Origin of the sequence: Faecalibacterium intestinale, assembly GCF_040096575.1 — a bacterium.
Classification (GTDB): domain Bacteria; phylum Bacillota; class Clostridia; order Oscillospirales; family Ruminococcaceae; genus Faecalibacterium; species Faecalibacterium intestinale.
The window spans coordinates 1-25,212 of the sequence record NZ_JBBMEN010000029.1 but is presented as its reverse complement, the minus strand read 5'-3'; the positions used below and the strand labels follow the sequence as shown (position 1 = coordinate 25,212).

At 58.2% G+C, this 25,212-nt stretch carries 22 protein-coding genes and 5 tRNA genes; 6 read left to right on the top strand and 21 right to left on the bottom strand.

The window, feature by feature from the left end; genetic code table 11:
• From WMO20_RS13080 to WMO20_RS13060, 5 genes are all read right to left on the bottom strand, one after another.
• Window positions 1-73, bottom strand: a tRNA-Gly gene (locus WMO20_RS13080).
• A gap of 166 nt (window positions 74-239) precedes the next feature.
• A tRNA-Phe gene (locus WMO20_RS13075) sits at window positions 240-315 on the bottom strand.
• Between the two features lie 5 nt (window positions 316-320).
• Window positions 321-394 (bottom strand) — tRNA-Asp (locus WMO20_RS13070).
• A 3-nt stretch (window positions 395-397) separates the two neighbouring features.
• Window positions 398-473: transfer RNA gene (locus tag WMO20_RS13065), tRNA-Val, on the bottom strand.
• 5 nt (window positions 474-478) lie between these two features.
• Window positions 479-554, bottom strand: a tRNA-Gly gene (locus tag WMO20_RS13060).
• Between the two features lie 331 nt (window positions 555-885).
• Between WMO20_RS13060 and WMO20_RS13055 the strand changes: the two genes are divergently transcribed.
• Together WMO20_RS13055 and gltA are read left to right on the top strand one after the other, a co-directional pair.
• A complete protein-coding gene (locus WMO20_RS13055; protein WP_154252659.1) occupies window positions 886-1,731 on the top strand; it encodes a sulfide/dihydroorotate dehydrogenase-like FAD/NAD-binding protein in 846 nt (281 codons plus the stop codon).
• A 1-nt stretch (window position 1,732) separates the two neighbouring features.
• Window positions 1,733-3,127, top strand: coding sequence for an NADPH-dependent glutamate synthase (gene gltA / locus WMO20_RS13050; protein WP_117930158.1), 1,395 nt, complete (start codon window positions 1,733-1,735; stop codon window positions 3,125-3,127).
• 55 nt (window positions 3,128-3,182) lie between these two features.
• Here the strand turns inward: gltA and WMO20_RS13045 are convergent, their stop codons facing one another.
• Window positions 3,183-3,638, bottom strand: coding sequence for a CBS domain-containing protein (locus WMO20_RS13045; RefSeq protein ID WP_112091112.1), 456 nt, complete (start codon window positions 3,636-3,638; stop codon window positions 3,183-3,185).
• Between the two features lie 512 nt (window positions 3,639-4,150).
• Here WMO20_RS13045 and WMO20_RS13040 point away from each other — a divergent pair.
• Both WMO20_RS13040 and WMO20_RS13035 read left to right on the top strand, forming a co-directional pair.
• Window positions 4,151-4,501, top strand: a complete 351-nt coding sequence (locus WMO20_RS13040) for an Asp23/Gls24 family envelope stress response protein (protein WP_005923940.1) — start codon at window positions 4,151-4,153, stop codon at window positions 4,499-4,501.
• Between the two features lie 55 nt (window positions 4,502-4,556).
• Window positions 4,557-6,251 carry a DAK2 domain-containing protein gene (locus WMO20_RS13035; protein WP_112091111.1) on the top strand — a complete coding sequence of 565 codons (1,695 nt, stop codon included), beginning with the start codon at window positions 4,557-4,559 and terminating at the stop codon, window positions 6,249-6,251.
• Between the two features lie 242 nt (window positions 6,252-6,493).
• On the opposite strand, the gene WMO20_RS13030 is transcribed toward WMO20_RS13035, so the two are convergent.
• From WMO20_RS13030 to WMO20_RS12975, 12 genes are all read right to left on the bottom strand, one after another.
• On the bottom strand, window positions 6,494-10,747 hold the full coding sequence (locus WMO20_RS13030; RefSeq protein WP_412313484.1) for a PolC-type DNA polymerase III: 4,254 nt from the start codon (window positions 10,745-10,747) through the stop codon (window positions 6,494-6,496).
• A gap of 120 nt (window positions 10,748-10,867) precedes the next feature.
• Complete coding sequence (gene ispG / locus WMO20_RS13025) at window positions 10,868-11,914, bottom strand: flavodoxin-dependent (E)-4-hydroxy-3-methylbut-2-enyl-diphosphate synthase (RefSeq protein ID WP_005923929.1); 1,047 nt, start codon at window positions 11,912-11,914, stop codon at window positions 10,868-10,870.
• Window positions 11,915-11,929: 15 nt separating this feature from the next.
• A complete protein-coding gene (locus tag WMO20_RS13020; RefSeq protein ID WP_349187125.1) occupies window positions 11,930-13,042 on the bottom strand; it encodes a M50 family metallopeptidase in 1,113 nt (370 codons plus the stop codon).
• A 66-nt stretch (window positions 13,043-13,108) separates the two neighbouring features.
• A complete protein-coding gene (gene dxr / locus WMO20_RS13015) occupies window positions 13,109-14,260 on the bottom strand; it encodes a 1-deoxy-D-xylulose-5-phosphate reductoisomerase (RefSeq protein WP_349187124.1) in 1,152 nt (383 codons plus the stop codon).
• A 19-nt stretch (window positions 14,261-14,279) separates the two neighbouring features.
• On the bottom strand, window positions 14,280-15,140 hold the full coding sequence (locus tag WMO20_RS13010) for a phosphatidate cytidylyltransferase (protein ID WP_308562840.1): 861 nt from the start codon (window positions 15,138-15,140) through the stop codon (window positions 14,280-14,282).
• Between the two features lie 128 nt (window positions 15,141-15,268).
• Complete coding sequence (uppS, locus tag WMO20_RS13005) at window positions 15,269-15,982, bottom strand: polyprenyl diphosphate synthase (RefSeq protein ID WP_349187123.1); 714 nt, start codon at window positions 15,980-15,982, stop codon at window positions 15,269-15,271.
• A 92-nt stretch (window positions 15,983-16,074) separates the two neighbouring features.
• Complete coding sequence (frr, locus tag WMO20_RS13000) at window positions 16,075-16,629, bottom strand: ribosome recycling factor (RefSeq protein ID WP_055185167.1); 555 nt, start codon at window positions 16,627-16,629, stop codon at window positions 16,075-16,077.
• A gap of 103 nt (window positions 16,630-16,732) precedes the next feature.
• Complete coding sequence (pyrH, locus tag WMO20_RS12995) at window positions 16,733-17,443, bottom strand: UMP kinase (RefSeq protein ID WP_005923912.1); 711 nt, start codon at window positions 17,441-17,443, stop codon at window positions 16,733-16,735.
• 91 nt (window positions 17,444-17,534) lie between these two features.
• Window positions 17,535-18,254 (bottom strand): DNA alkylation repair protein, encoded by a 720-nt coding sequence (locus WMO20_RS12990; RefSeq protein WP_349187122.1) that lies wholly within the window; start codon window positions 18,252-18,254, stop codon window positions 17,535-17,537.
• 138 nt (window positions 18,255-18,392) lie between these two features.
• Window positions 18,393-19,151, bottom strand: a complete 759-nt coding sequence (spo0A, locus tag WMO20_RS12985; protein WP_015538099.1) for a sporulation transcription factor Spo0A — start codon at window positions 19,149-19,151, stop codon at window positions 18,393-18,395.
• A gap of 119 nt (window positions 19,152-19,270) precedes the next feature.
• Entirely contained in the window at window positions 19,271-20,494 is a 1,224-nt protein-coding gene (gene spoIVB / locus WMO20_RS12980) for a SpoIVB peptidase (RefSeq protein ID WP_349187121.1), read from the bottom strand.
• Window positions 20,495-20,697: 203 nt separating this feature from the next.
• Entirely contained in the window at window positions 20,698-21,306 is a 609-nt protein-coding gene (locus WMO20_RS12975) for a sugar transferase (protein ID WP_112091104.1), read from the bottom strand.
• A gap of 206 nt (window positions 21,307-21,512) precedes the next feature.
• Here WMO20_RS12975 and WMO20_RS12970 point away from each other — a divergent pair, with 206 nt between their 5' ends.
• On the top strand, window positions 21,513-22,880 hold the full coding sequence (locus WMO20_RS12970) for an MATE family efflux transporter (RefSeq protein WP_316544292.1): 1,368 nt from the start codon (window positions 21,513-21,515) through the stop codon (window positions 22,878-22,880).
• A 195-nt stretch (window positions 22,881-23,075) separates the two neighbouring features.
• Here WMO20_RS12970 and WMO20_RS12965 read toward each other — a convergent pair whose 3' ends face one another.
• From WMO20_RS12965 to WMO20_RS12955, 3 genes are all read right to left on the bottom strand, one after another.
• Window positions 23,076-23,696, bottom strand: a complete 621-nt coding sequence (locus tag WMO20_RS12965) for a ZIP family metal transporter (RefSeq protein ID WP_005926489.1) — start codon at window positions 23,694-23,696, stop codon at window positions 23,076-23,078.
• Window positions 23,697-23,875: 179 nt separating this feature from the next.
• Window positions 23,876-24,244 carry an HIRAN domain-containing protein gene (locus WMO20_RS12960; protein WP_349187120.1) on the bottom strand — a complete coding sequence of 123 codons (369 nt, stop codon included), beginning with the start codon at window positions 24,242-24,244 and terminating at the stop codon, window positions 23,876-23,878.
• A 12-nt stretch (window positions 24,245-24,256) separates the two neighbouring features.
• The gene (locus tag WMO20_RS12955; protein ID WP_181573068.1) at window positions 24,257-24,421 is read right to left on the bottom strand and encodes a hypothetical protein; all 165 of its coding nucleotides are present in this window, start codon (window positions 24,419-24,421) and stop codon (window positions 24,257-24,259) included.
• Between the two features lie 463 nt (window positions 24,422-24,884).
• Between WMO20_RS12955 and WMO20_RS14575 the strand changes: the two genes are divergently transcribed.
• On the top strand, window positions 24,885-25,148 hold the full coding sequence (locus WMO20_RS14575; RefSeq protein ID WP_316540738.1) for a hypothetical protein: 264 nt from the start codon (window positions 24,885-24,887) through the stop codon (window positions 25,146-25,148).
• Window positions 25,149-25,212: the final 64 nt, after the last annotated feature.

Genomic DNA, 25,212 nt, shown 5'->3' with positions numbered 1-25,212 from the left:
AGCGGCCGACGAGGCTCGAACTCGCTACCTCCACCTTGGCAAGGTGGCGCTCTACCAGATGAGCTACGGCCGCATATCCGGTGCATTTATCCCTGCACCCTCCCGAGCGATTCTTGCGAATTTCGGGGCCCCCGCGAAAGCTTGCGGAGCAAGATTTTGTGGGGAAAAGGAGAAAATCTGGTATTCATCACAGAAGTCTTGCTTGCAAGACTTCCCGATGAATGACAGGATTTTCGACGTGGTGCCTCCGATCGGAATCGAACCAATGACACGGGGATTTTCAGTCCCCTGCTCTACCGACTGAGCTACAGAGGCAAATACGACCCGGATCGGGCTCGAACCGACGACCCCCAGCGTGACAGGCTGGTGCTCTAACCAACTGAGCTACCGGGCCATATGGTGGAAGTTAACGGGCTCGAACCGCTGACCCTCTGCTTGTAAGGCAGATGCTCTCCCAGCTGAGCTAAACTTCCACATATGGAGCGGCCGACGAGGCTCGAACTCGCTACCTCCACCTTGGCAAGGTGGCGCTCTACCAGATGAGCTACGGCCGCACATTCCATTTGTTTGTACCGGGCTTTCGTCCGGCGACGTTGGTTATTATACCGCACACTCCGGCAGTTGTCAACCACAAATTTACATTTTTTCAAAAAAGAATGTCTTTTAACTCTGGTACGTTCTTTTTATTTTGTGTGCAGCACCACATCCCCCCCTTTTCACCTCGTTTCGCACGGCTGTGTGCACGAGTAAAATACAGTTGCTTTCTATTTCACAAACTATTATAATAAAGAGGACGCTTTGTCAAACGGAAAGCTGCACCCGCGCGGGTGCAGCTTCCATTTATAGAAAAGAAAAAGGAATTGCCAGCAAAAAGGAGCTAACGCAATGTATAAGATCACTGAAAAGGTCGCGCTGAACCCCACCGTGACAAAGATGGTCATTGAAGCCCCGCTGATCGCCAAAAAGGCAAAGCCGGGTCAGTTCATCATTGTACGTCCGTTTGAGGACAGCGAGCGCATCCCCCTGACTGTGGCCGGTTACGACCGCGAAAAGGGCACTGTGGATATCATTTTCCAGATCGTGGGCGGTACCACCATGGAGCTGAACAGCCTGAACGCAGGCGATTGTGTCCACGATTTTGTCGGCCCGCTGGGCCGCGCCACCGAGACCGAGGGTCTGAAGAAGGTGTGCGTTGTGGGCGGCGGCGTGGGCTGCGCCATTGCACTGCCCATTGCCAAGGAACTGCACGATCAGGGCTGTGTGGTGCACAGCGTGGTCGGCTTCCGCAATAAGGATCTGCTGATTCTTGAGGACGAGTTCAGCGCCTGCAGCGACGAGCTGCGCATCATGACCGATGACGGCAGCTACGGCACCAAGGGTGTGGTCACCGCTGCGCTGGACGAGCTGGTAGCTGCCGGCAACCAGTACGATCTGGTCATCACCATCGGCCCGCTGATCATGATGAAGTTTGTGGTCAAGACCTGCCAGAAGCACGGCCTGAAGAGCATCGTTTCCATGAACCCCATCATGATCGACGGCACCGGTATGTGCGGCGGCTGCCGCCTGACCGTGGGCGGTCAGACCAAGTTCGCCTGCGTGGATGGCCCCGACTTTGACGGCGATCTGGTGGATTTTGACGAAGCAATGGCACGCGGCACCATGTACCGCCCGTTTGAGGCACACGCCCGTGAGGCAGCCTGCAACCTGTTCAAGACTCAGGAGGGAATGTAAAATGGCTTTCAATATGGACCCCAAAAAGTGCCCCATGCCCACGCAGGACCCCAACGTCCGCAACAAGAACTTTAAGGAAGTGGCTCTGGGCTACACCGCCGAGATGGCTGTGAACGAAGCCAAGCGCTGCATCGGCTGCAAGAACAAGCCCTGCCAGTCCGGCTGCCCCGTGGGCATCGACATCCCGGAGTTTATCGCTCACGTTGCAGAGGGCGACTTTGAAGCCGCCTATCAGGTGATCAACCGCTCCTCTTCCCTGCCTGCCGTCTGCGGCCGTGTCTGCCCGCAGGAGAGCCAGTGCGAGGGCAAGTGCACCCGCGGCATCAAGAACGAGCCGGTGGCTATTGGCCGTCTGGAGCGCTTTGTAGCCGACTGGCACCGCGAGAACGTGCACACCGCACCCATCGTACCCGAATGGAACGGCCATAAGGTTGCCATCATCGGCGCTGGCCCTGCCGGTCTGACCGCTGCAGGCGATCTGGCAAAGCTGGGCTACAAGGTCACCGTTTACGAGGCTCTGCACGTTGCAGGTGGTGTGCTGATGTACGGCATCCCCGAGTTCCGTCTGCCCAAGGCCATCGTCCAGCAGGAGATCGACGGCCTGAAGAAGATGGGCGTAGATTTTGAGTGCAACATGGTCATCGGCAAGGTGCTGACCATTGACGAGCTGATGGGCGAGTACGGCTACGAGGCCGTGTTCGTAGGCTCCGGCGCCGGTCTGCCCCGCTTTATGAACATCCCCGGCGAGAGCCTGAAGGGCGTGTATTCCGCCAACGAATTCCTGACCCGCTCCAACCTGATGAAGGCTTACCTGCCCACCAGCAAGACCCCCATCCGTACCGGCAAGAAGGTCGCCGTTGTGGGCGGCGGCAACGTGGCTATGGACGCTGCCCGCAGCGCCCTGCGTCTGGGTGCCGAGAGCGTGTACATCGTATACCGCCGCGGCATGGCTGAGCTGCCCGCCCGTAAGGAAGAGGTGGAGCACGCCGAGGAAGAGGGCATCATCTTCAAGACCCTGTGCAACCCCGTTGCCATCCACCCGGACGAGGACGGCTTTGTGCACTCCATGACCTGCATTGAGATGGAACTGGGTGAGCCGGATGCTTCCGGCCGCCGCCGTCCCATTGAAAAGCAGGGCAGCGAGTTTGAGCTGGAGGTGGATACCGTGATCATGAGCCTGGGCACCAGCCCCAACCCGCTGATCCGCTCCACCACTCCGGGCTTGGAGACCAACAAGCACGGCTGCATCGTGACCGAGGGTGACGAGGGCAAGACCAGCCGTGACGGCGTGTACGCCGGTGGTGACGCCGTGACCGGCGCTGCTACCGTCATCAAGGCCATGGGTGCCGGTAAGGCAGCTGCAAAGGCTATGGACGAGTACATCCGCAACAAGTAACAAATAGCAACGAGGGCGCTGCACATTTACCGTGCAGCGCCCTCGTTTTGTGTTTTTAATGTACGCCAGCCAGTTCCTTTACGGGGCGGCCGGTGCGGGTCATTTCGATCTTGCGGGATTTATCGTAGCAGTAGCGGATGATGGCCTGCCGCCGCACGATACCGATAAAGCTGCCCCGGTCATCCACCACCGGGACAAAGTTCTGGTTCATGGCGGCTTCCACCAGCTCATCCATGCTGGTGGTCACCGTGACGGCCTTGTAGTCCCGCTTATGCGCAAACTCTGAGATGGGGATGTCCTCGGCGGCTTCCAAATCCAGACCATGGTATTTTTTCAGTCCCCACAGGATATCGCCTTCGGTCAGCGTGCCCACATATTCGCCCTTGCGGTTCAGCACCGGAATGGAGGCGTAGCGGTTGTTTTCCCACTTTTCCAACGTCTGCCGGAGGGTAAAGTCATCGTAAACGTACATCAGATCCTGCTTTGGGGAAAGAAAAAAGAGAATGTTCATGCCAACAACTCCTATCGCATTTTTTGCAGGCAATACCTGTTGGAACGGTCTGCCTGCGCTATGTAATGTGCCGTGCGTCCGGCGTATTCCGGGAAGTATCATGGGAAAAGGGGGCTGACAGCCCCTTTTCTTCTTTGTTTCTATTTTAGCACTTTTTCATAGACAAAGAAAGCCAGGCAAGGAAGCTTTTATAATTTATTCACAGATTGTTTTTCTTTATTTGTCATACTTTCCGTTTTGGTGGGTTCTGCACAGCCTGCCTTCAGCATACCACGCCCGCTGCGCAAAGCAGCGCGAGGGCTGTCGAGGGCAGTTCTCCCTTTTTTCTTTACAAAAATGATGCAAAAGAAGCGCAAAAAGCAGTAAATCCAACAATTTGAACTGTACAACCACGGTGCAAAGTTGTATAATAGGGTGGGTGTTTATCTGAGGCAAGCTTTGTTTTGCACAGCCAACGCCCCCGACCCTTGCGTGTATTTTTATGAAAAATAACATAAAGGAGCAGAGCGACTATGATCACTTCCCGTTTCCCGCTTGGGAATGTCAGCTTTACTGATGGGTATTTTTCCACCCTGGTGGGTGAAGCCACCAAACAGTGCTACGGCGTTGCTGCCATGGCTCCCCGTGATATGACTGACGCTGTGAAAAGCATGGTATACGGTTCCGATTACCCGGAAAAGGGTGTGCGCGTGACCCAGCAGAATGGGCGTCTGGTCATCGAGCTGCACATTGCCGTCAGCTACGGTCTGAACATTTCCACCGCCGCCCGCAGCATCTCCCACCGCGTCAAGGACGAGGTGGAGCAGGCCACCGGGCTGAAGGTCGCCCGCGTGGTGGTGTCCGTGGATGACGTCATCGCCTGATTTGTCTGCAAACCCGAGCCGGGATTTTCCGGCCAGTTACTAAGGAGTAAGAACAATGATTTCTGGTAAGATCCTGCGCGACGCCATCATTTCCGGCGCCAACAACATCAACAACCAGCGTTCCCGCGTGGACGAGCTGAACGTTTTCCCCGTGCCGGATGGCGACACCGGCACCAACATGGGCATGACCGTGGGCGCTGCCGTGCGTGAGCTGGAAGCTCTGGACGACAGCTGCACCGTGGGCGAAGCTGCCAAGACTGCTGCTTCTGCCATGCTGCGCGGTGCGCGCGGCAACTCCGGCGTTATCACCAGCCTGCTGTTCCGCGGCTTCTCCAAGGCTTTGGAGGGCAAAAAAGAGGCTGACGCTGCCGATATCGTGGCTGCCCTGCAGAAGGGCGTTGAGGGTGCCTACAAGGCCGTGATGAAGCCCACCGAGGGCACTATCCTGACCGTGGCACGCGTTGCTTCTGAGGAAGCTGCTGCCAGTGATGCCGCCGATGTGCCTGCCCTGTGGGACGTGGTGCTGACTGCCGGTCAGAAGGCACTGGAGGATACCCCCAACCTGCTGCCCGTGCTGAAGAAGGCCGGCGTTGTGGACGCAGGCGGTCAGGGCATTATGGTCATCTTTGAGGGCATGGGCAAGGTGTTCCATGGCGAGGCCATTATTGCCGGCGGCGAAGCTGCTCCCAACAAGGCAAAGCTGTCCACCGAGAATGCCGGTAAGGGCGTGTTCACCGACGACCTGATGAAGGTGGAGGACATTACCAACGGCTACTGCACCCAGTTCCTCATCAACAAGAACGAGGGTGCCAGCGCCGCCAAGATGCGTGCCTTTGCAGAGTCCAACGGCGACAGCGTGGTGTGCATTGAGGATGACGACGTCATCAACCTGCACGTTCACACTGCCGACCCCGGCAAGATCCTGAGCGAGGCCATCAAGTACGGCTACCTGACCAACTTCAAGATCGAGAATATGCACGAGCAGTTCCTCGCCCGCCAGAAGCAGGGCAAGAGCCTTGAAAAGCAGGCTTCTGCCGAGAAGGCTCCCTCTCAGGCCAGCGAGTTCATCTACGCCGCTGTGGATCCCAGCCGGGACTACGGCTTTGTGGCTGTTGCCGCCGGTGAGGGTCTGAAGGCTGTGTTCACCGATCTGGCAGCAGACGCTGTGGTGTCCGGCGGTCAGACCATGAACCCTTCCACCGAGGATATTCTGGCAGCCATCCAGAGCGTGCCTGCCAAGACCGTGTTCGTGCTGCCCAACAACAAGAACATCATCATGGCAGCTGAGCAGGCGCAGAAGCTGGCTGACCGTCAGGTGGTGGTGCTGCCCACCCGCACCGTGCCCATGGGCATTACTGCACTGCTGAACTTTGACCCCTCTGTGAACGCCGAGACCAACACCATCAACATGATGGCTGCTGCCGACAAGGTGTCCACCGGTCTGATCACCTACGCCGCCCGCGACAGCGAGTACGATGGCAAGCGCATCCGTAAGGGCGAGATCATGGCGCTGGAGAACGGCAAGATCGTTTCCACCTCCACCGATATCACCAAGGCCACCTACCGTCTGGCACGCAATATGTGCAAGAAGGATTCCAGCTTCGTCACCATCATTTCCGGCTGTGATGTGAGCGATGAGGACGCCGAGAAGGTTACCGAGATCGTAAAGGCAAAGTGCCCCAACCATGTGGAAGTAAGCCACATCCGCGGCGGCCAGCCCGTTTACTACTATATGATCAGCGTGGAGTAAGCACTCCCCTGCCCTGATTTGACATTATCACAAAACACAAAGAGACTGCTGCATGGTACTCCGTGCGGCAGTCTCTTTTTCTGGTGAAAAAGCAAGTCGGGAAGTTCCGCAGAACTTCCCGACTTGGAAATTATAAAAAATTCTTCCGCTGAAAATGCTCAAAGCGCACGCGGCGGGCATTCAAAATCGTCCAGACCTGATAAAAGGCCGCTGCACAAAATCTGTGCAACGGCCTTTGTTTCTCAGAAAAAGCTTACCTGACTGCTCTCGGGCAGGTCGCCCAGTGCGCCCACCTGACGCAGACGATCCAGAATGCCGCTGCCCACGCCGGAGGCCTGCTGCAGCTCTTCCACCGAGATATATTCCTCTCCGTGGATGGTCACCCGCTCCAGTGCATCGGCAGCGGCACCGCCGAGGCCCTTCAGGGCGCTGAAGGGCAGGCGCACCTTGTCGTCCTCCACCACATACTTGGAGCCGCGGCTCTTGCCCAGCTCGATGGGCAAAAACTCGTACCCACGGCTCAGCATCTCGTTGACCAGCTGCAAGCTGACCAGCACATCCTCGTCCTTGGCGTTCTTTTCCTCTTTCAGGCGGCGCTTGACCGCTTCCATGTGGGCGCGCGCCACGGCAGCGCCGCCGATGGCGGCTTCGTAGTCGATATCGTCGCCGCGCACGGTAAAATACACCGCATAGAACGCCTGCGGCTTGTAGATCTTGTACCACATCAGACGGATGGCACTCATCAGGTAGGCCACAGCGTGCGCCTTGGGGAACATATACTTGATCTTGCGGCAGCTCTCGATATACCAGTCCGGCACCTCATGCTCCCGCATGGCTTCCTCCCAGCCCGGCTGGAAGCCGCCCTTGGCCACCTTGCCCTTACGCACGGCCTCCATGATATCAAAGGCCATCTTGGGCTCCAGCCCCTTGCGCAGCAGGTACAGCATGATGCTGTCACGGCAGCCGATGACCTCTGCAATGGTGCAGGTTCCGCTGCGGATTAGTTCGTCCGCGTTGCCCGTCCACACGTCCGTGCCATGGGACAGACCGGAGATCTGGATCAGCTCCGAGAAATTTTTAGGCCGTGCTTCTACCAGCATTCCGCGCACGAAATTCGTGCCCATTTCCGGGATGCCGAAGGTACCGGTTTGGCTGTCGATCTGCTCCGGGGTCACGCCAAGCGCTTCCGGGCTGGTCAGCAGGCTGTACACCTTGGGGTCGTTCATGGGGATGCTGTCCACCGGGATGCCGGTGTATTCCTCAAAATACTTGTAGAAGGTGGGCATATCGTGGCCCAGCTCGTCCAGCTTGAGCAGGGTGTCGTGCAGGTACTTGAACTCGAAATGGGTGGTCAGCAGACCGCCCGCCACATCATCTGCCGGGTGCTGGATGGGACAGAAATCGTAGATCTCATAGGTGTCCGGCACAACGACCATGCCGCCGGGGTGCTGGCCGGTGGTACGCTTGACGCCGGTGCAGCCCAGCGTCAGGCGGTTTTCCTCGGCGTGGTTCACGGTGCGCTGCCGCTCGTCCAGATACTTTTTAACGTAACCATAAGCGGTTTTATCCTGAATACCGGACACCGTGCCAGCCTTGAACACGTTGGCCTTGCCGAACAGCTCCTCGGTGTAGCGGTGCACATTGGATTGGTACTCGCCGGAGAAGTTCAGGTCGATATCCGGTTCCTTATCGCCGTAGAAGCCGAGGAAGGTCTCGAAGGGAATGTCGTGGCCGTCCACCAGCATCCGGGTGCCGCAGTGGGGACAGTTTTTATCCGGCAGGTCAAAGCCATCGTCCACGCTGCCATCGGTGATGAACTCGCTGTGCTTGCACTTGGGGCAGCGGTAGTGGGGCGGCAGACTGTTCACCTCCGAGATGCCGGAAAAGTGCGCCACAGCAGAGGAGCCGACAGAACCACGGCTGCCCACCTGATAGCCGCCCGCATTGGAGTAGGCCACCAGCTTGACCGCAATGACGTACAGAACCGCGTAGCCGTGGCCGCAGATGGAATCCAGCTCCTTTTGCAGCCGCTTTTCCACGATCTCGGGCAAGGGGTCGCCGTAATCCCGCTTGGCGTGCTCCCATGTGGCATCGCGCAGCTGCTGTTCTGCGCCCTCGATGCTGGGCGGGTAGGTGCCCCGGGGGATGGCGCGCACGTTGTTGTCGATCATGGCGGCGATCTTGCGGGGGTTCTTCACCACAACCTCGTAGGCTTTTTCCTTGGGCAGATAGTAGAACTGCGCCAGCATATCCTGCGTGGTGCGGAAGAACAGCGGCGGCTGGTTGTCGGCATCCTTAAAGCCGTTGCCCGCCTGCAGTACGGCGCGGTAGATCGCATCCTCCGGCTCGGTAAAGTGCACGTCGCCGGTAGCAATGACCGGCTTGTGCAGATCCTCGCCCAGCTTGATGACGGTGCGGTTGAATTCCTTGATCCGCTCCTCGCTGTCCACCTTGCCATCCCGCACCATATAGGCGTTGTTGCCCAGCGGCTGGATCTCAAGGATATCGTAGTAAGCGGCGATCTTTTTCAGTTCTTCGTAGCTGGTGCCGTCCACGATGGCGCGGTACAGCTCGCCCGCTTCACAGGCGCTGGTGAGCAGCAGGCCGTCCCGGTACTTGTTCAGCAGGCTGCGGGGCACGCGGGGCTTTTTGAAGAAGTAGTTGACGTGTGCTTCACTGACGATCTTGTACAAGTTTTTCAGGCCCATCTGGTTTTTGACCAGAATGATGAGGTGATAGTATTTCTTTTTCAGCACCTCGCGGTTGCCGCCAAGGCCGGTGTTGATCTCGCTGACCTTCGTCACCTCTTTTTCCGCAAGGTCGTTCAGCATCACGCAGAAGATACGTCCCAGCGCAGCGGAGTCCTCGCAGGCGCGGTGCGCTTCGTAGGCAGGCAGTTCCAGATGCTTATTGATGGTTCCCTGTTTATAGTTGTGCAGACCCGGGTACATGGTCTGTGCCATGGTCAGAGTGTCGATATAGGTAGGTTCCAACTTGACGCCGCTGCGCTTGGCAGCTGCCCGTAAAAAGCGCATATCAAAGGCATGGACGTTGTGCCCCACCAGAATGCGGTCGCCCGCAAAGGCAAGAAAGGCTTCCAGCGCTTCCTTTTCACCGGGCGCATCCGCCACCATCTCGTTGGTGATGCCGGTCAACTCAGTGATCTTGGGGGTGATGGGCTTGCCGGGCTTGACGAAGGTGTCGAACTCCTCCACCACCTCGCCGTTGCGGATGATGACCGCGCCGATCTCGGTAAGGTACTCCACCCCAGGATCAAGACCGGTGGTCTCGGTGTCGAACACGCAGAACTCGCCGTCCAGCGGCTGATCCTTTACGCCGTAGACGCAGGGCACCATGTCGTCCACAAAGTAGGCTTCGCACCCGTAGATGAGCTTGAAATCCGGGTCTTTTTTGTGGATGTCATCGGCTGCCAGCATGGCTTCCGGGTAGCCCTGACACACGCCGTGGTCGGTGATGGCAATGGCGGGGTGTCCCATGCGGTGCGCCAGCTTGACGATGCCGCCGGGGTCGCAGAAGCCGTCCATGCTGGAAAGCTTGGTGTGCAGATGCAGCTCCACCCGCTTTTCCGGGGCGGTATCCTCCCGCTTTTTGCGCTCCACGATCAGCACATCGTAGGGGTATACGATGTAGTCGTGCTCGTACTTATCGTAGGAGCAGTCGCCCCGCACGATGACTGTGCTGCCCTTGCCGATGCCCTCCCACTTGGAGCAGTCCTCCCCTTCCTGTGCGCGGACCTTCAGGTTGATAGAGCCGGTATAGTCGGTGATGGACACGGTGTAGATCTTGCGGTAGTTGCCCTTGACCTCGGTAAAGAATACATCGCCCCAGATCATGCACTTGCCGCCCTCGCCGCCCAAGTCCTTGAGGGGCGTAAGGTTTTTGGGGGTAAACATTTTGCCGTGGAAGATGGTGACAGGCTTGTCCGTAAGGTTGAGCCCCTCCACCTTGATGGACGGTGCGGTGTTCTTTTTCTCAAACTTGACCACCGGCGGTGCAATCTTGCGCTCCAGCTTTTCTTCCATTTGCTGCTGCTCAGCCGCAGTCACTGCGCTTTGCAGCGTCACCTTGGGGGTAACGCCGGTATGCTCAGCAATGCGCTTGGCAAGCAGCTCCTCAAAGCCCATCTCCTGCAAAAACTTTGTGCCGTGGCACACCCCCACCGTGATGTTCTGCCCGGTAATGGAGATGCTGCTCCTGTCCAGAAAGCCGTTGATGGGCACGCCGTCCCGCTTCATGTCCTCCAGCAGGGTGCGCAGGGCGTGCTCGTCCAGCATGGCATAGCCGAACAGGTTTTTGATCTTCAGTTCAAAGCCCTCGTAGTCCGGCTGCAGGGAAGCCAGCAGGCGGGCGCAGAGGTTCTGATCCAGCGGGGCGGCGCTGCGCAGAGTAAACTCGACCTGCCGGTCCTGCCGCAGCATCCGGGCGTGCTCCACGATCACCTGCCCGAAGCAGGCCGCAAAATCCGGGTCCGCCATAAACTGCGGCCACAGCTGGGAAACAAGTGGTTTCACAAATGGTACTCCTTTTTGGTGGGTTCTTTACAGCACAAACTGCCGCACCCGTTTTTGCAGGTGTGGCAGTAGGGAAAAGAATACTTACAATTTATAGATCTCGTCCATGAACTGATCCAGAATGTTATCGCCGGTCAGCTTTTTGATGGGCTTGCCGTGGATGAACAGCACGGCCTCGCCCTTGCCGCCAGCAATGCCGATATCGGCTTCGCGCGCTTCGCCGGGGCCGTTGACAACGCAGCCCATCACGGCTACCTTGATGGACTTTTTGTAGCCCTGCAGCCGCTTTTCCACCTCGTTGGCGATCTCAGTGCAGGGGTACTGGGTGCGTCCGCAGGTGGGACAGGTGATGACCTCCGGCCCGGTGACCGGGAAGCCCACAGCGCGCAGGATGTTAAAGCCTGCTTCCACCTCTTTTTCCGGCTCGGCAGCCAGCGACACACGGATGGTGTCGCCGATGCCCTCCAGCAGCATCCCGCCGATGCCCATGCCGCTTTTCAGCAGACCCATCTGGTAGGTGCCGGCTTCGGTGACGCCCACATGGAGCGGGTAGTCGGTGACGGCGCTGAGCTGGCGGTAGGCTTCCATCATGCGGGGCACGTTAGAGTTCTTGATGGAGATGACGATGTTGTTAAAATCGAACTTTTCCAGCAGCCGCACATGGTACAAAGCGCTTTCCACCATGGCCTCCGGGGTGGGTGCACCGTAACGGGCAAGAATGTGCTTTTCCAGACTGCCGCCGTTGACACCAATACGGATAGGGATGTTCTTCTGCTGGCAGGCATCCACCACTGCCTTTACCCGGTCGTCGTCACCGATGTTGCCCGGGTTGATGCGGATCTTGTCCACACCCACGTCCGCGCAGGCCAGCGCTGCCTTGTAGTCAAAGTGGATATCCGCCACGATGGGGATGTTCACCGCGTTCTTAACGGCTTCGATGCACTTTGCATCCGCCGGGCTGGGGCAGGTCACCCGCAGGATCTGGCAGCCTGCAGCTTCGCACCGCTTAGCCTGTGCCACATTGCCTTCGATGTCCTCCACCGGCACATTGAGCATGGTCTGCACCGCAATAGGGTTGCTGCCGCCGATGGTCACATTGCCGATCTTCACTTCACGTTTTTTCTGCCGCATAAGGGTTCCCCTTTCTTATACTGTCCCGGTGATGAGCCGGAGAATATCGTTGTAGGTTGCAAAGAGCATCAGCCCGAACAGCAGCCCGAAGGTTGCAAGGGTGAGCACGCTTTGCAGCTTTTCCGGCACTGCATGGCCGGTGACGCCTTCAATGACCAAAAATACTACCTTACCGCCGTCCAGCGCCGGGAATGGCAGCAGGTTGAGGATGCCAAGGTTGACGGTGATGAGCGCCAGCATCTCCAGCAGATCCTGCCAGCCGTAGCTGGCGGCCTGCCCGATGGCCGATACGATGCCCACCGGGCCGGAGAGGTTGTTGATGCTCTCCCGCCCGCGCACTAAGTCCACAAGGGAGGTGAACACGATGCGCCCATAGTACAGCACGCTGTTGCCTGCCTCCCGCAGCACATTGCCGGGGGTCTTTTCCAGCCCGTAGACGGAAAAGCCGATGCTCATGTGGGTCTCGCCCTTTTCGTCCTGCCATGTGTCAAACTGTACCCCCGGCAGCTGCACCTTTTGGCCGTTCCGCAGCACGGTGAAATCCGCACTGTAGGACTGGGTGCGCACCAGCTCGTACAAGATGTCGTTTGCCACAAAGCAGCGGCGGCCGTTCACCGCCAGAACCTTGTCCCCTGCCTGCAGGCCGGTCTGCCCGCAGAGGGCACCGTCCTGAATGGCGTAGATGGTCTTGCTGGTGATGGGCTCGTTCTGGGCGGCGATGAGGATCACCAGCACCACAAAGCCCAGCACAAAGTTCATGACCGCACCAGCTACCATGACCAGTGCCCGCTGCCAAACCGGCGCTTCATTCAGGGGGACGCCGGTGGGCTGCACAGATGCTTCCGTCTCCGGGGCGGGCTGTTCCTGCACAGTATGGGCAGCTTCTGCCTGCTGGCTTTCGGGGCTTTCCTCCCCTTCCAGCGCTACAAAGCCGCCCACAGGCAGGGCACGCAGACTGTACTGGGTGCCTTTATGATTCTTTTTCCAGAGCACCGGCCCCATGCCGATGGAAAACTCATTGACCTGAATGCCGCAGAGCTTTGCCACAGTAAAATGCCCGAACTCGTGGATGGCGATCACCGCACTGAACACGAGCAGCGCGGCAAGGATGGTGATAATAAAAGACATTCGTTCTCCTATAGCGCCCCGGCGCTATTGTAAAAGCAGCGCCGGAGCGTATATTCTGATAAAGCGTTACAGATGTGCCCGCACGAATGCGCGCGCCATGCGGTCGCACTCGTACACATCTGCCAGCGTATAGTCGCCGCCAAAGCTGTCGCTGTCCACAACAGCTTCCACCAGACGGCCGATATCCAAAAAGCCGATCTTATCCTCAAGGAACAGCTTAACGGCTTCCTCGTTGGCACCGTTGGCGGCACAGGGGCCAAGAGCGCCCTTGCGGATGGCCTTTTTGCAGGCGGCAAGGCAGCGGAAGGTCTCTTCGTCAGCCACATCGAAGGTGAGCAGCTTCAGGGTGGTAAAGTCCAGCTCCGGCACTACGCCCGGCACACGCTTGGGGTAGGTCAGGGCGTACTGGATGGGGATGCGCATATCCGGCACACCCAGCTGGGCAATGATCGAATTATCGCTGAACTGCACCGCAGAGTGGACGACGCTCTGGCGCTGCACCACGATCTGAATTTTTTCCGGGGGCAGACCGAAGAGCCATACGGCCTCGATGAGCTCCAGACCCTTGTTCATCAGGGTGGCAGAGTCGATGGTGATCTTTGCGCCCATGTTCCAGTTGGGGTGCTTGAGGGCGTCTGCACGGGTCTTGCCGCGCAGCTGCTCGGTGGTCATGCCGAAGAAGGGGCCGCCGGAGGCCGTGAGCAGAATTTTGGTCAGGCTGGGAGCGCTCTCCTTATCCTGCAGGCACTGGAAGATGGCGGAGTGCTCGCTGTCCACAGGCAGCAGCTGCACCCCGTGCTTTTCCACAGCCTGCGTGACCAGATGACCGCCGGTGACAAGGCTTTCCTTGTTGGCCAGCGCCAAATCATGGCCGCTCTCGATGGCGCACAGGCTGGCACCAAGACCGGCAATGCCCACCACGCTGTTCAGCACCACATCCGGGCCGTCCAGCGCAGCCAGCTCCTTCAGCCCCTCCGGGCCGGTGAGCAGCTTGGGTGCATTTGCCCGGCCGGCCAGCGCGGCGTCCAGCTTTGCGGCGGCATCCGGGTCGGTCATGCAGACATATTTCGGGTGGAACTCCTCGATCTGCTGCAAGATCTTTTCCACATGGCTGTGGGCAGAAAGGCCGTAGACCTCGTACCCTTGGGCGCGGATGACATCCAGACTCTGGGTACCGATGGAGCCGGTAGAACCCAACAGCGTTATTTTTTTAGACATGATAGTTTCCTCCTCTGTATCAGACGTAGAACACGGCGGTGATGACCATGGTCACGAAGGGCGCAATGAACATCACACTATCGAAGCGGTCCAGAATACCGCCGTGACCCGGGAAGATGGTGCCGTAATCCTTGATGCCGCACTGACGCTTGACCACACTGGCAAACAGGTCGCCGTAGATGCCCAGCACTGCAGCGATGCAGCCCAGCAGCGCGATGATGACATACATGGAGACCCCGATATTAGAGCGGGTAAAGGCTTCCATGCGGTTAGCAGCCATGGAGTAGATGATGGTAGCGACCACGCCGAACACCATGGTGCCCAGCACGCCGCCGATGGCACCCTCCACCGTCTTTTTAGGGCTGACCACCGGGCACAGCTTGTGCTTGCCAAAGGCGCGGCCTGCAAAGTAGGCGCAGGTGTCGCCGCCCCATGCAAAGCAGAGGATGAGCAGAATAAAGAAAACCGCGTCATAGCCGAATTTTTCCACCGGCAGACGCTCCTTGAGCAGGATGAAGGAGTAAAAGCAGAAGATCACGATGCCCGAAAACACCAAAAGACCGCTGGCCTTCTGGTAGCTGATTGTGCCGTTGCGCACCACCAGATAGATGGCAAAAAAGGTGACCAGCACAAAGGACATGGGCATGACCAGCTTACGCATGGCACTGTAACTGGAAAGCATGACCAGCAATGTGTAGGGTACCAGCACTGCGTACATGAGCCAGTCCTTTTTTTCAAAGCCGAGGGCGTTGTAAATTTCGTGGACAGCGATCAGGGTGATGGCTGCGATCACCAGATTGAACACCATGGTGTTAAAGGTAAACATCACGCCGATGAGCACCAGAATGCCCACGATCGCCGTAATAATGCGTGTTTTCATAGGTTTCGATCTCCTTTGTTCTTCCGGCAGCAGCCCCTTGCGGGGCAGCGCATTCCGACCCGAGGAAGTACCGGGTCTGCCGGGTCTGCACCTAGGGTGCAGAGTTTGCAATACGGACACTGCGCCGCTCAGATGCCGCCGAACCGGCGGCTGCGGTGGTTGAACTCCTCAATGGCGGTGTCCAGATCGGCTCGGGTAAAGTCCGGCCAGAGCACATCCATCTCCACCAGCTCCGAATAGGCGGCCTGCCAGAGCATGAAGTTGGACAGCCGCTTTTCTCCGCTGGGACGCAGGATAAAGTCCGGATCCTTCTGTCCGGCGGTGTACATGGCATCGCTCATCATCTGCTCGTTGATGTCCTCGGGGCGGATCTCGCCTGCCGCAGCCTTTGTAGCCAGCTGCTGTGCTGCGCGCACGATCTCCGGGCGGCCGCCGTAGTTGATGGCGATGTTCAGGGTCATGCCGGTCTTGCAGGCAGAGTCCCCTTCCAGCTCGTTCATCATCTTTTGCAGTTTGGGATCCAGCGCGGTGCGGTCGCCTAAGAACTTAATACGGATATTGCGGTTCTTGTAGTCAAAGCCCTCGATGAGGTACTGGGCGAACAGCTTCATGATGGCACCCACCTCTTCCAGCGGGCGCTTCCAGTTCTCGGTAGAGAAAGCATAGAAATACACCGATGCTACGCCAAGTTCATCGCAGTAGTTGGCAATATCCTTAAACACCTCCGCACCCTTTTTGTGTCCTGCGGTGCGGGGCAGGCCGCGGTTTTTCGCCCAGCGGCCGTTGCCGTCCATAATGATGCCGATGGAAAGCCCTTCAGCAAATTCTTTGGGGTGTGTCATTTATACCTCCCGGCAGCAAGGCTGCCTGCAAAAAGTGCCGCGCACCTTCCACCAGCGCACGGCACCTCCCAATCGTTATTGTGTGCTGCGGATCAGACGGCCATGATCTCCTTCTGCTTTTCTTCCACGGCAGCATCAATGTTCTTGATATACTTATCGGTCAGCTTCTGGACATCCTCTTCCATGGTCTTCTGGGTGTCCTCGGTCAGCTCGCCGGCCTTCTTCATGGCCTTGGCCTTATCCATGGCATCGCGGCGCACATTGCGCACAGCCACCTTGGCATCCTCGCCCAGTTTGGAGACTTCCTTTGCCAGCTGCTTGCGGCGCTCCTCGTTGGGTGCGGGGAAGTTCAGGCGGATGGTAACGCCGTCATCAATGGGGGTGATGCCCACATCGCTGGCCATGATCGCCTTGCTGATGGGACGCAGCAGGGTGCGGTCCCAAGGGGTGATGGTGAGAGTGCGAGCCTCAGAAACGGCCACAGCTGCCAACTGCTGGATGGGGGTGGGTGCACCGTAGTAATCCACGACCACCTTATCCAGCACGGCGGGGTTTGCACGGCCTGCGCGCACCGCAGCCAGCTCGCGGCTCAGGTGCTCCACAGAGCTCTTCATCTTATCTTCGAAAACCTTGGTGTTGCTGCTCATTGTCGTTGTTCTCCTGTTTCTTTATTCTATTGATCCATGCAGGCAGCGCACTGCGCCGCTGCTGCTCTATCCAATCGTATGCAGTTGCACCGGGGCGCTATGCTCAGCCCTCGTAGACCAGAGTGCCCACGTTTTCGCCCTGCACAGCCCGTGCGATGTTGTCCGGGTCGGCCAGATCAAACACCAGAATGGGCAGCTTGTTGTCGCGGCACAGGGTAGCTGCGGTGCCGTCCATAACGGCCAGCTGATCCTCCAGCACCTTGGTAAAGGTAAGGGTATCGTACTTTTTGGCATCCGGGTACTTGTGGGGGTCCTTATCGTAAACGCCATCCACCATGGTTGCCTTGAACATCACATCGGCGCTCACCTCTACGGCGCGCAGGGCGGTAGCCGTATCGGTAGAGAAGAAGGGGTTGCCGGTGCCGCCGCCGAACACAGCGATCTTGCCCTCGTCCATGGCGCGCAGAGCATCCTTGCGGGTAAAGGCAGGTGCCACCTGCGGCATGGTGATCGAGGTGAACACCTCGGTGGGCACACCCAGCTGCTCCAGCTTATCAGAGACAGCCAGTGCGTTCATCACCGTAGCCAGCATACCGATCTTATCAGCCAGCGTGCGCTCCATCTTACCGCTGGAGCGGCCGCGCCAGAAGTTGCCGCCGCCCACCACGATGCCGATCTGCACGCCAAGCTCGTGGGCCTTCTTCACGCCGCCGCAAATGGCGTCCATGGTGGGCTCGTCAAAGCCCATGCCCTTTTCGCCGCCCAGCGCCTCACCGCTGATCTTTAAAAGGATACGCTTATATTTCAATGCCATAATCCAAACACCACCTGTTTTATCTTTCGCCGGATAGCCCGGCATTTTTACTATACTATATTTTACAATAAAACTCCCACAATGTAAACAGTCAAACGTGCCGTTCTTCGCAAAGCTTTTGTGAACGAATGCGCAGCGCCCGCAAAGCCTGCTTTTGTTCCGGGGGGATGCGGTAGCTTTCCACCGCTTTCTGAATGGTCTTGTTGTGCGTCCACACGTCCAGCCGCTTTTCGGTCAGCCACGGCAGTGCCGCTGCCGGCTGCTTTGCCAGTGCAGTGGCAAAATACCACGCCCGCATCATATTGACATAGTATTCCTCGCTGTGTATCGCCGCAACCCAAGCCAGGTATTCCGACCGGAAGGCATCGTCCAGATAATACCGCATCAGCATCCCGATCCCGTAGCGCACGGTATACACTTGGTCAGAGCTCAGCCAGCGCCGGATAGCGGTCAGCAGTTCCGGCTTATGCTGCGCAAACACCTTGGGGCTGAAGCTATCGCAGACCGCCCAGTTATCCACATAGGGCAAAAAGCGCTCAGTTGCCGCCAGCGCTGTGCCGTAATCCCGGACAGGCTCCAGCAGAAAGGCGTGGAGAGCGTTTTCTTCATAATAAAAATGCGGCAGATCTTGCACAAACACCTCCGCTTCCGGGGTATCTGTCAGCTGCTTTGCCAGCTTACGCAGCAGCGGCACCCGCACCCCGATCACCGTTTCCGGTGGCAGGGTGGGCATCAGGCGGCTGTTAAAGATCTGATATTCCTTGTCTTGCAGCGCAAACAGCTGCGCACGGATCACATCCATTTCCTGCATTTTGTCACTTCCCTTCTGCACCATTGTACCAGATGGGAAGGAAAATGCAAAGAGAAAAGGCTTCACCTTTTCAGATGAAGCCTCGCGTTATCCTATACTTTTTATAATTGTATGTCCATCCCTGTTTATATTGGCTGTTTACCCCACCCTCTGGCGTTTATCCAGCCGCATCTTATCGGCTATCATCGCGATAAACTCCGAGTTGGTGGGTTTTCCGCGCAGGTTGTGGATGGTATAGCCGAAGTAGCTGTTGAGGGTATCCACGTCTCCCCTGTCCCATGCCACCTCGATGGCATGGCGGATCGCCCGCTCCACCCGGCTGGCGGTAGTGCCGTTTTTCTTGGCGATTTCCGGGTACAGGCGCTTGGTCACAGCGTTGATGTACTCCGGCTCGTTCATGGTGAGCAGAATGGCATCCCGCAGGAACTGGTAGCCCTTGATGTGGGCGGGGACGCCGATCTGGTGCAAAATTTCGGTGACGGTCAGTTCGTCACTGTCCACACTGGTGTGGAGCAGGTGCTTTTCCTGTCCGCTGGCTGCCTTGAGCACCCGGGCGGCAAGGACGCTTTCGTCAAAGGGCTTGACAAAATAGTAGGCAAAGCCCTCGTCCAGCAGTTCCTGTACCATTTCCTCGCTCTGGAACGCGCCGGTGACGAAAAACGAGGTGTGGCGCTCGCCTGCAGCGTTGTAGCGCTGCTTGACCGCCAGCGCATCCAGCCCGGGCATAAAGGCATCCAGCAGCACCACCTGCGGGCGAACGGCCAGCATCTTCTGTAAAACCTTATTTCCATCCTTTTCCACAACGGTCACTTCCACGCCCTTTTGCTCCAGCGCCTCGCGGCAGGCTTCTGTGATCTGAGCACCGGTATCCGACATCAAGAATCTCACTTTATCCATGGTTGTTTCCTCCAATGTGTGCAGTTCCTTTAATACCATGGATTTTACCATAATTTTCCAGACAGTTCAACGGTTTATTTTGGGAAATTATGGAAATTCCGCTCGAATGTCCTACTTTTTTATGCTGCCGCATCCGTTCCGGGCACGGAATGTGCCTGTTCCAGCATGGTTTGCGCAAAAATGCCGTAGCCTCGTGTCGGGTCATTGACCAGCACATGGGTCACCGCACCCACCAGCCGCCCGTTTTGCAGGATGGGACTGCCGCTCATCCCCTGCACGATGCCGCCGGTCTGCGCCAGCAGTGCCGGATCGGTAACGCGCAGCACCATATTGCGGCGCGGGTCGGCATCGTTCACCTTTTCAATATAGACACGGTAGCTGCGGGGCGTTTCGTCGTTGGTAGTGGTCAATATCTCTGCCGCGCCGGGCAGCACCTCCTGCGCAAAGGCAAGCTCCGTCTGCTGCCCGGCAATGGCGGTGCTTACCGTGCCGTAGACGCCGTTTTCGCCGTTGATGCAGATCCTGCCAAGGGCGTGGTCGCTGATAAATTTACCCTTCAGCTCCCCGGGGCTGCCGGCGGTGCCGCCGGTGCAGCCCACGATCTGGCAGGCCACGATCTCGCCGCTGCGCAGGGCGACCTGCTCGCCGGTGTCACTGTCGCTGATGGGGTGACCCAGCCCGGCAAACACCCCGGCCTGCGCGTCCACAAAGGTCAGCGTCCCCACCCCGGCGGAGGAATCCCGCACCCACATTCCTGCCCGCCACTGGGCGTTCTGGGTATCCCACACCGGCAAAAGGGTGGTCTGCCGCTGCTCGCCCTTGCGGACGTAGACCACCTCCACCGCCGCACCGGCAGCGGCTTCCAGCGCGGCATGGACCTGCTCGTTGGTCTCGGTGACGGTGTTCCCCATGCGGATGACCCGGTCGCCCAGCCGCAGCCCCGCCTGCTTTGCAGGGTTCACCGTACCGGCGGCGGTATGCACCTCGGAAAAGCCCACGACAAGCGCCCCCTCTGAGAACATCTTCACCCCAAAAGGCGTGCCGCATACCGTAACCGTGGGGCGCTGCATCACGGTGGCGCGGATGGTCTTGACCGGCAGCCAGCCGCCCAGCGCCAGCGTAGTCTGATAGCTGCCCGCTGCCCGGGTGCTGGCCACATTGCAGCTGCCGTGCCCGCGCAGCGGTTCCACCCAGCCAAAGCGCGGCAGCATGAGCGGCTGTTCCGGTTCCAGATAAACCTGCTCCGGCAGGGCGCACCACAGCCAGCCCAGCGCCGCCACGGCTGCCACCAGCAGATAAGCCCCTATGATCTTTATCCACCTGACGATGCTGTGCTTGGACATTTTACGGCCTCCCTGCGCATTTTTCGGATTTATTATGCGCAGAAAAGGGCGAAAATAACAGGGCTTTCGCAGATGCCGCTTTCCGCTTCAGTCCCTTCCCGTAAAAATGGAAGCCCGGAAGATCCGCAGACCTTCCGGGCTTGCTCTATCTGTCACAAACGATTTTTCCGCAGCGCAAAGGCGTGGTACGGCGGCAGTGCGCCTTATTTTTCATCGTGCAAAGTGCCGGTGCCGCCCTCCACCACGCCGTCATGCTTGAGCACGGCGGTAATGGTGCCAAAGAAGCACTTTACATCCAGCCCAAAGCTGATATGCTCCACATACCAGCCGTCCAGCTTTGCCTTTTCGGCAATTTCCAGTTCGTCCCGGCCGTGGATCTGCGCCCATCCGGTCAGCCCCGGGCGCACATCGTTTGCGCCGTACTTGTCCCGCTCAGCCAACAGGTCGTACTGGTTCCACAGCGCCGGGCGCGGCCCGATGACTGCCATATCCCCCACAAGGATGTTCCACAGCTGCGGCAGCTCGTCCAGACTGGTCTTGCGCAGAAAGCGCCCCATGCGGGTGATATACTGCTCCGGGTCGTGCAGCAGATGGGTAGGCATATCGTGCGGGGTGTCGATGCGCATGGTGCGGAACTTGAGGATCTGGAAATGCCGCTTGCCGATGCCTACCCGCTTCTGCCGGAAAAACACCGGCCCGGGCGAGTCCAGCTTGATGGCAACAGCCAGAAGCAGCAGCAGCCACGAAAGGCACAGGATGCCGCAGGCCGACAGCAAAATATCCAGCAGCCGTTTGATCCGATTTCGATACATAAATAAAACTTCCTCCGTTTTCTACGGGTGTACCGCTTTATTATAGCAGTATGGGCAGCATTTTTCAATTGCAGGCTGTGCCCGGCGGCTGATATTTGGCGATTTTGGAGGAAGTGGACGCTTTACCTCTTGTTTTTTACCTAATATCGCGCTATAATAGGCAATTGCTATGTCAATTCAGGTTTATTATAGGAGGTAGATAACTCATGGCTACGACCAGCCGTTCCGCAGACCTGACCAGCGGGCCCATGCTGCAAAAGATTATTTTGTTTTCTGTGCCGCTGGCGGCATCCAGCATTCTGCAATTGCTGTTCAACGCCGCCGACGTTGTGGTGGTGGGGCGCTTTGCGGGCAGCACGGCGCTGGCCGCTGTTGGCTCCAACGGTGCGCTGATCAATCTGCTGGTCAACCTGTTCGTCGGGCTTTCGCTGGGTGCCAACGTGGTGGCAGCCCGGTGCTTTGGTGCCCGGGACGAAAAAGGCGTGCAGGATACGGTACATACCGCCGTGGCGCTGGGCTTGGTCAGCGGCGTGCTGCTGGCGGTGGTGGGCTTTTGCACCGCGCGCGGCCTGCTGGAGCTGATGAGCTGCCCGGAGGATGTGATCGGTCTTTCCGCCCTGTACCTGAAGATCTATTTTATCGGAATGCCCATGACCATGCTGTACAACTTCAGCAGTGCGCTGCTGCGGGCTGTAGGCGACACCAAGCGCCCGCTGTACTGTCTGGCCGCTGCCGGCGTCATCAACGTGGTGCTGAATCTTGTCTTTGTCATCGGCTTTTCCATGAGCGTGGCAGGCGTAGCACTGGCCACCATCATCAGCCAGACCGTGTCCGCGCTGCTGGTGACCGGGATGCTCGTCCGGGAGGAGGGTGCGCTGCGGCTGGACCTGCGGCGGCTGGCCTTCCACGCCGGGACGCTGAAGCAGATCTTGCTCATCGGTCTGCCTGCCGGGCTGCAAAGCACGGTGTTTAGCCTTTCCAACGTGGTCATCCAGTCCTCCATCAACTCCTTCGGCTCCATGGTGGTGGCGGGCAACTCTGCCTCCTCTAATCTGGAGGGCTTTGTGTATACCGCCATGAACGCCTTTGCGCAGGCCGCTGTCACCTTTACCAGCCAGAACATCGGCGCACGCAAGTACCACAACCTTGACCGGGTGATCCGCAATTGTCTGCTGTGTGTCGTGGTGACCGGCCTTGTGCTGGGCGGCGGCGCAGCGCTGGCAGGGAACCAGCTGCTGCGCTTCTACTCCTCGGACACCGCGGTCATTGCTACCGGCATCGAGCGGTTAAGGATCATCTGCGGCTCCTATCTGCTGTGCGGCATCATGGACGTGCTGGCCAGCAGCCTGCGCGGGCTGGGTTACAGCGTGCTGCCCATGGTGGTAAGCCTTGTGGGCGTATGCGCACTGCGGCTGGTATGGATCGCCACCATTTTCCAGCTGAACCGCACCCCCTTTATGCTGTACATCAGCTACCCCATCAGCTGGACGCTGACCGCACTGGTGCATCTCGGCTGTCTGCTGGTAGTACGGCGGCATCTGCGTCAGAACCAGCAGCAGACACAGGCGGCATAATCAATTTCGAACAAAGCAACGCCCTTTCGGTTATAACTCTTCCCGTGAAAAAGCAGTTCCGAAACGCCCGCAGGCGTTTCGGAACTGCAAATAAAAAATATTTTTCCTCTGACGTTGCCCAAAGCAAAGCGGAGGGCATTTGAAATCTTCTCACCAAAAAGGACTGCTGCGTCAAACGATGCAGCAGTCCTTTTTTCACAGGGCCACATCCAGTGCCATCATCAGCGCAAACCCCAGCACGATGCTGATGACACCGGCCACTTCATCCGGTTCCACCGCCTCAGGAATCATCTCCTGTGCGGTCACACACACCATACAGCCCGCCGCCGCACTCATGAGCCACGGCAGCGCTGCACCTACCCACTCGGCCAGCACAAAGGCCAGCACCGCACCCAAGGGCTCCACCAGCCCGGACGCCGCCCCGGCGGCAAAGGATTGCCCACGGGTGCGCCCGCTCTGGGTCAGCGGCAGACTGACCGCCGCACCCTCCGGGATATTCTGCAAGCCGATGCCCAGGCTCAGAGCCAGCGCCCCGCTTACGGCGTCTGCGTCCCCGTGCAGCGCCAGTGCCGCAGCAAGCCCCACCACCATGCCCTCCGGCAGGTTGTGCAGGGTGACCGCCAGCACCATGCGCCCGCAATGCCCGGGGCCGCCCGCCAGCAGCTGCCCGGCGGCATCCTCCAGTCGCAAAAGCCCCACAGCACCTAAAATAAGCCCCAGCGCCGGGGGTACCCATGCCGCCCTGCCCTGCGACCGGGCTATGGCCGGCAGCAGCAGGCTCCATACGCTGGCCGCCAGCATGATACCCGCCGCCATTCCGCACAAAATGCGCCGGGTAGCCGGTCTTGCCTGCCTGCGCAGCAAAAACACCCCTGCTGCTCCCAGCGCGGTACACGCCGCCGGAAACAGCCAGACCCCAAGTATGAAAACGATCCGGTTCAAACCGCATTCCCCCTTTGCCCTTTGTATGCACAAACGGGCAAAAAGGTGCGGTTTCAGAATGCGATAGCTTCCTCTTCGCTGCCGTAGGGCAGGCCGGTGTCGGGGTTCATGGGCGGCACGGCCACTGCGGCGTCTGCCTTTACCTTGCAGATCACGGCATCGCACAGGATGTACTTCACCTTTGCCACAGCGGTGTTGCCGATCTTATCGTACAGACGGCCTGCACTGTAGCAGTCCCCCTTTACGGTATGGGTGCTGTTGGCCACATAGCCCACCTTGCCCAGCCCCGGCAGCTCTGCCCGGATGGCTTCGCGGTCGGCCTGATTCTCCGGCTCCTTGACCAGACGCACCTTCTGCCCTACTGCAAAGGGCATCGTGCCGTAGCGGTAGTTCAGGCCGGTCAGTGTTACATAATACTTCATGGTTTTACCTCCTTAGAAATCCTCTTCGCTGCTGTCGCAGCTGTCTGCATCGCAGTCTGTGTCATCGGACGCAAAGCTGTCGGTGCTGTCCGTGCTGAAATTGCGCTCGAATGCGGTCATGTACTGGGCATAGCCCTCATCGCCGGTGCCGAAGTAGCCAAAATCAAAATCTTTCATCGTATTATCCTCCGCAAATGTTCTTGTCGTTCAAGCCTTCCGGGGATGTCCGTCCCTCGTTATGCTTCTATTATCCACATTTGCAGTCCAATAAAAAGGATTTTCGGCAGATCATTTCAAGTTTTTTCTACTTTGTGTTCCCCGCCCGGCGGTGCAGGCTTTGCTCTGTACCCACAGCATACCACACTCTGCCGGGTAAGAGGTCAACTGCCGGGCGACATTCTGCAAAAGCGGGTTCTACAGCAGATCGCAGCCCGTCTTTTTGCAGTTTTATTTTTGCCAAAAAGTCTTTGACATTTGGCGAAATTTTATGACAACTATGCAGATTCTTTACATAGATTATAACTTTCGACCAAAAACCTCTTGATTTTTTTCGAAAACGGACTAGAATATAGCATCGCAGTGAGGTGTTACCGAAAGCCCACTGCTAAACATTTACAAGAAGACTAAGGAGATCATTGATATGAAACTCAAGAATATTTGCATCGCTGTTGTTGCTCTGGCTCTGGCTGCTGGCATGACCGCTTGCGGTGGCTCTGCTTCTACCGCTGCTTCCTCCACCTCTGAGGCCGCTTCTGCAAGCACCGCTGTTTCCGAGGCTGCTTCTTCTGAAGCTGCTTCCAGCGAGGCTGCTTCCTCTGAGGCTGCATCTTCCGAGGCTGCATCTTCCGAGGCCGCTTCCTCTGAGGCTGCTTCTTCTGAGGCTGCTTCCACCACTGCCGCCTGAGTTTAACGCGCACAGCGTACATAACAGGATAGCAAAAGGCCGCTGCACATTGTTTTGTAGATCG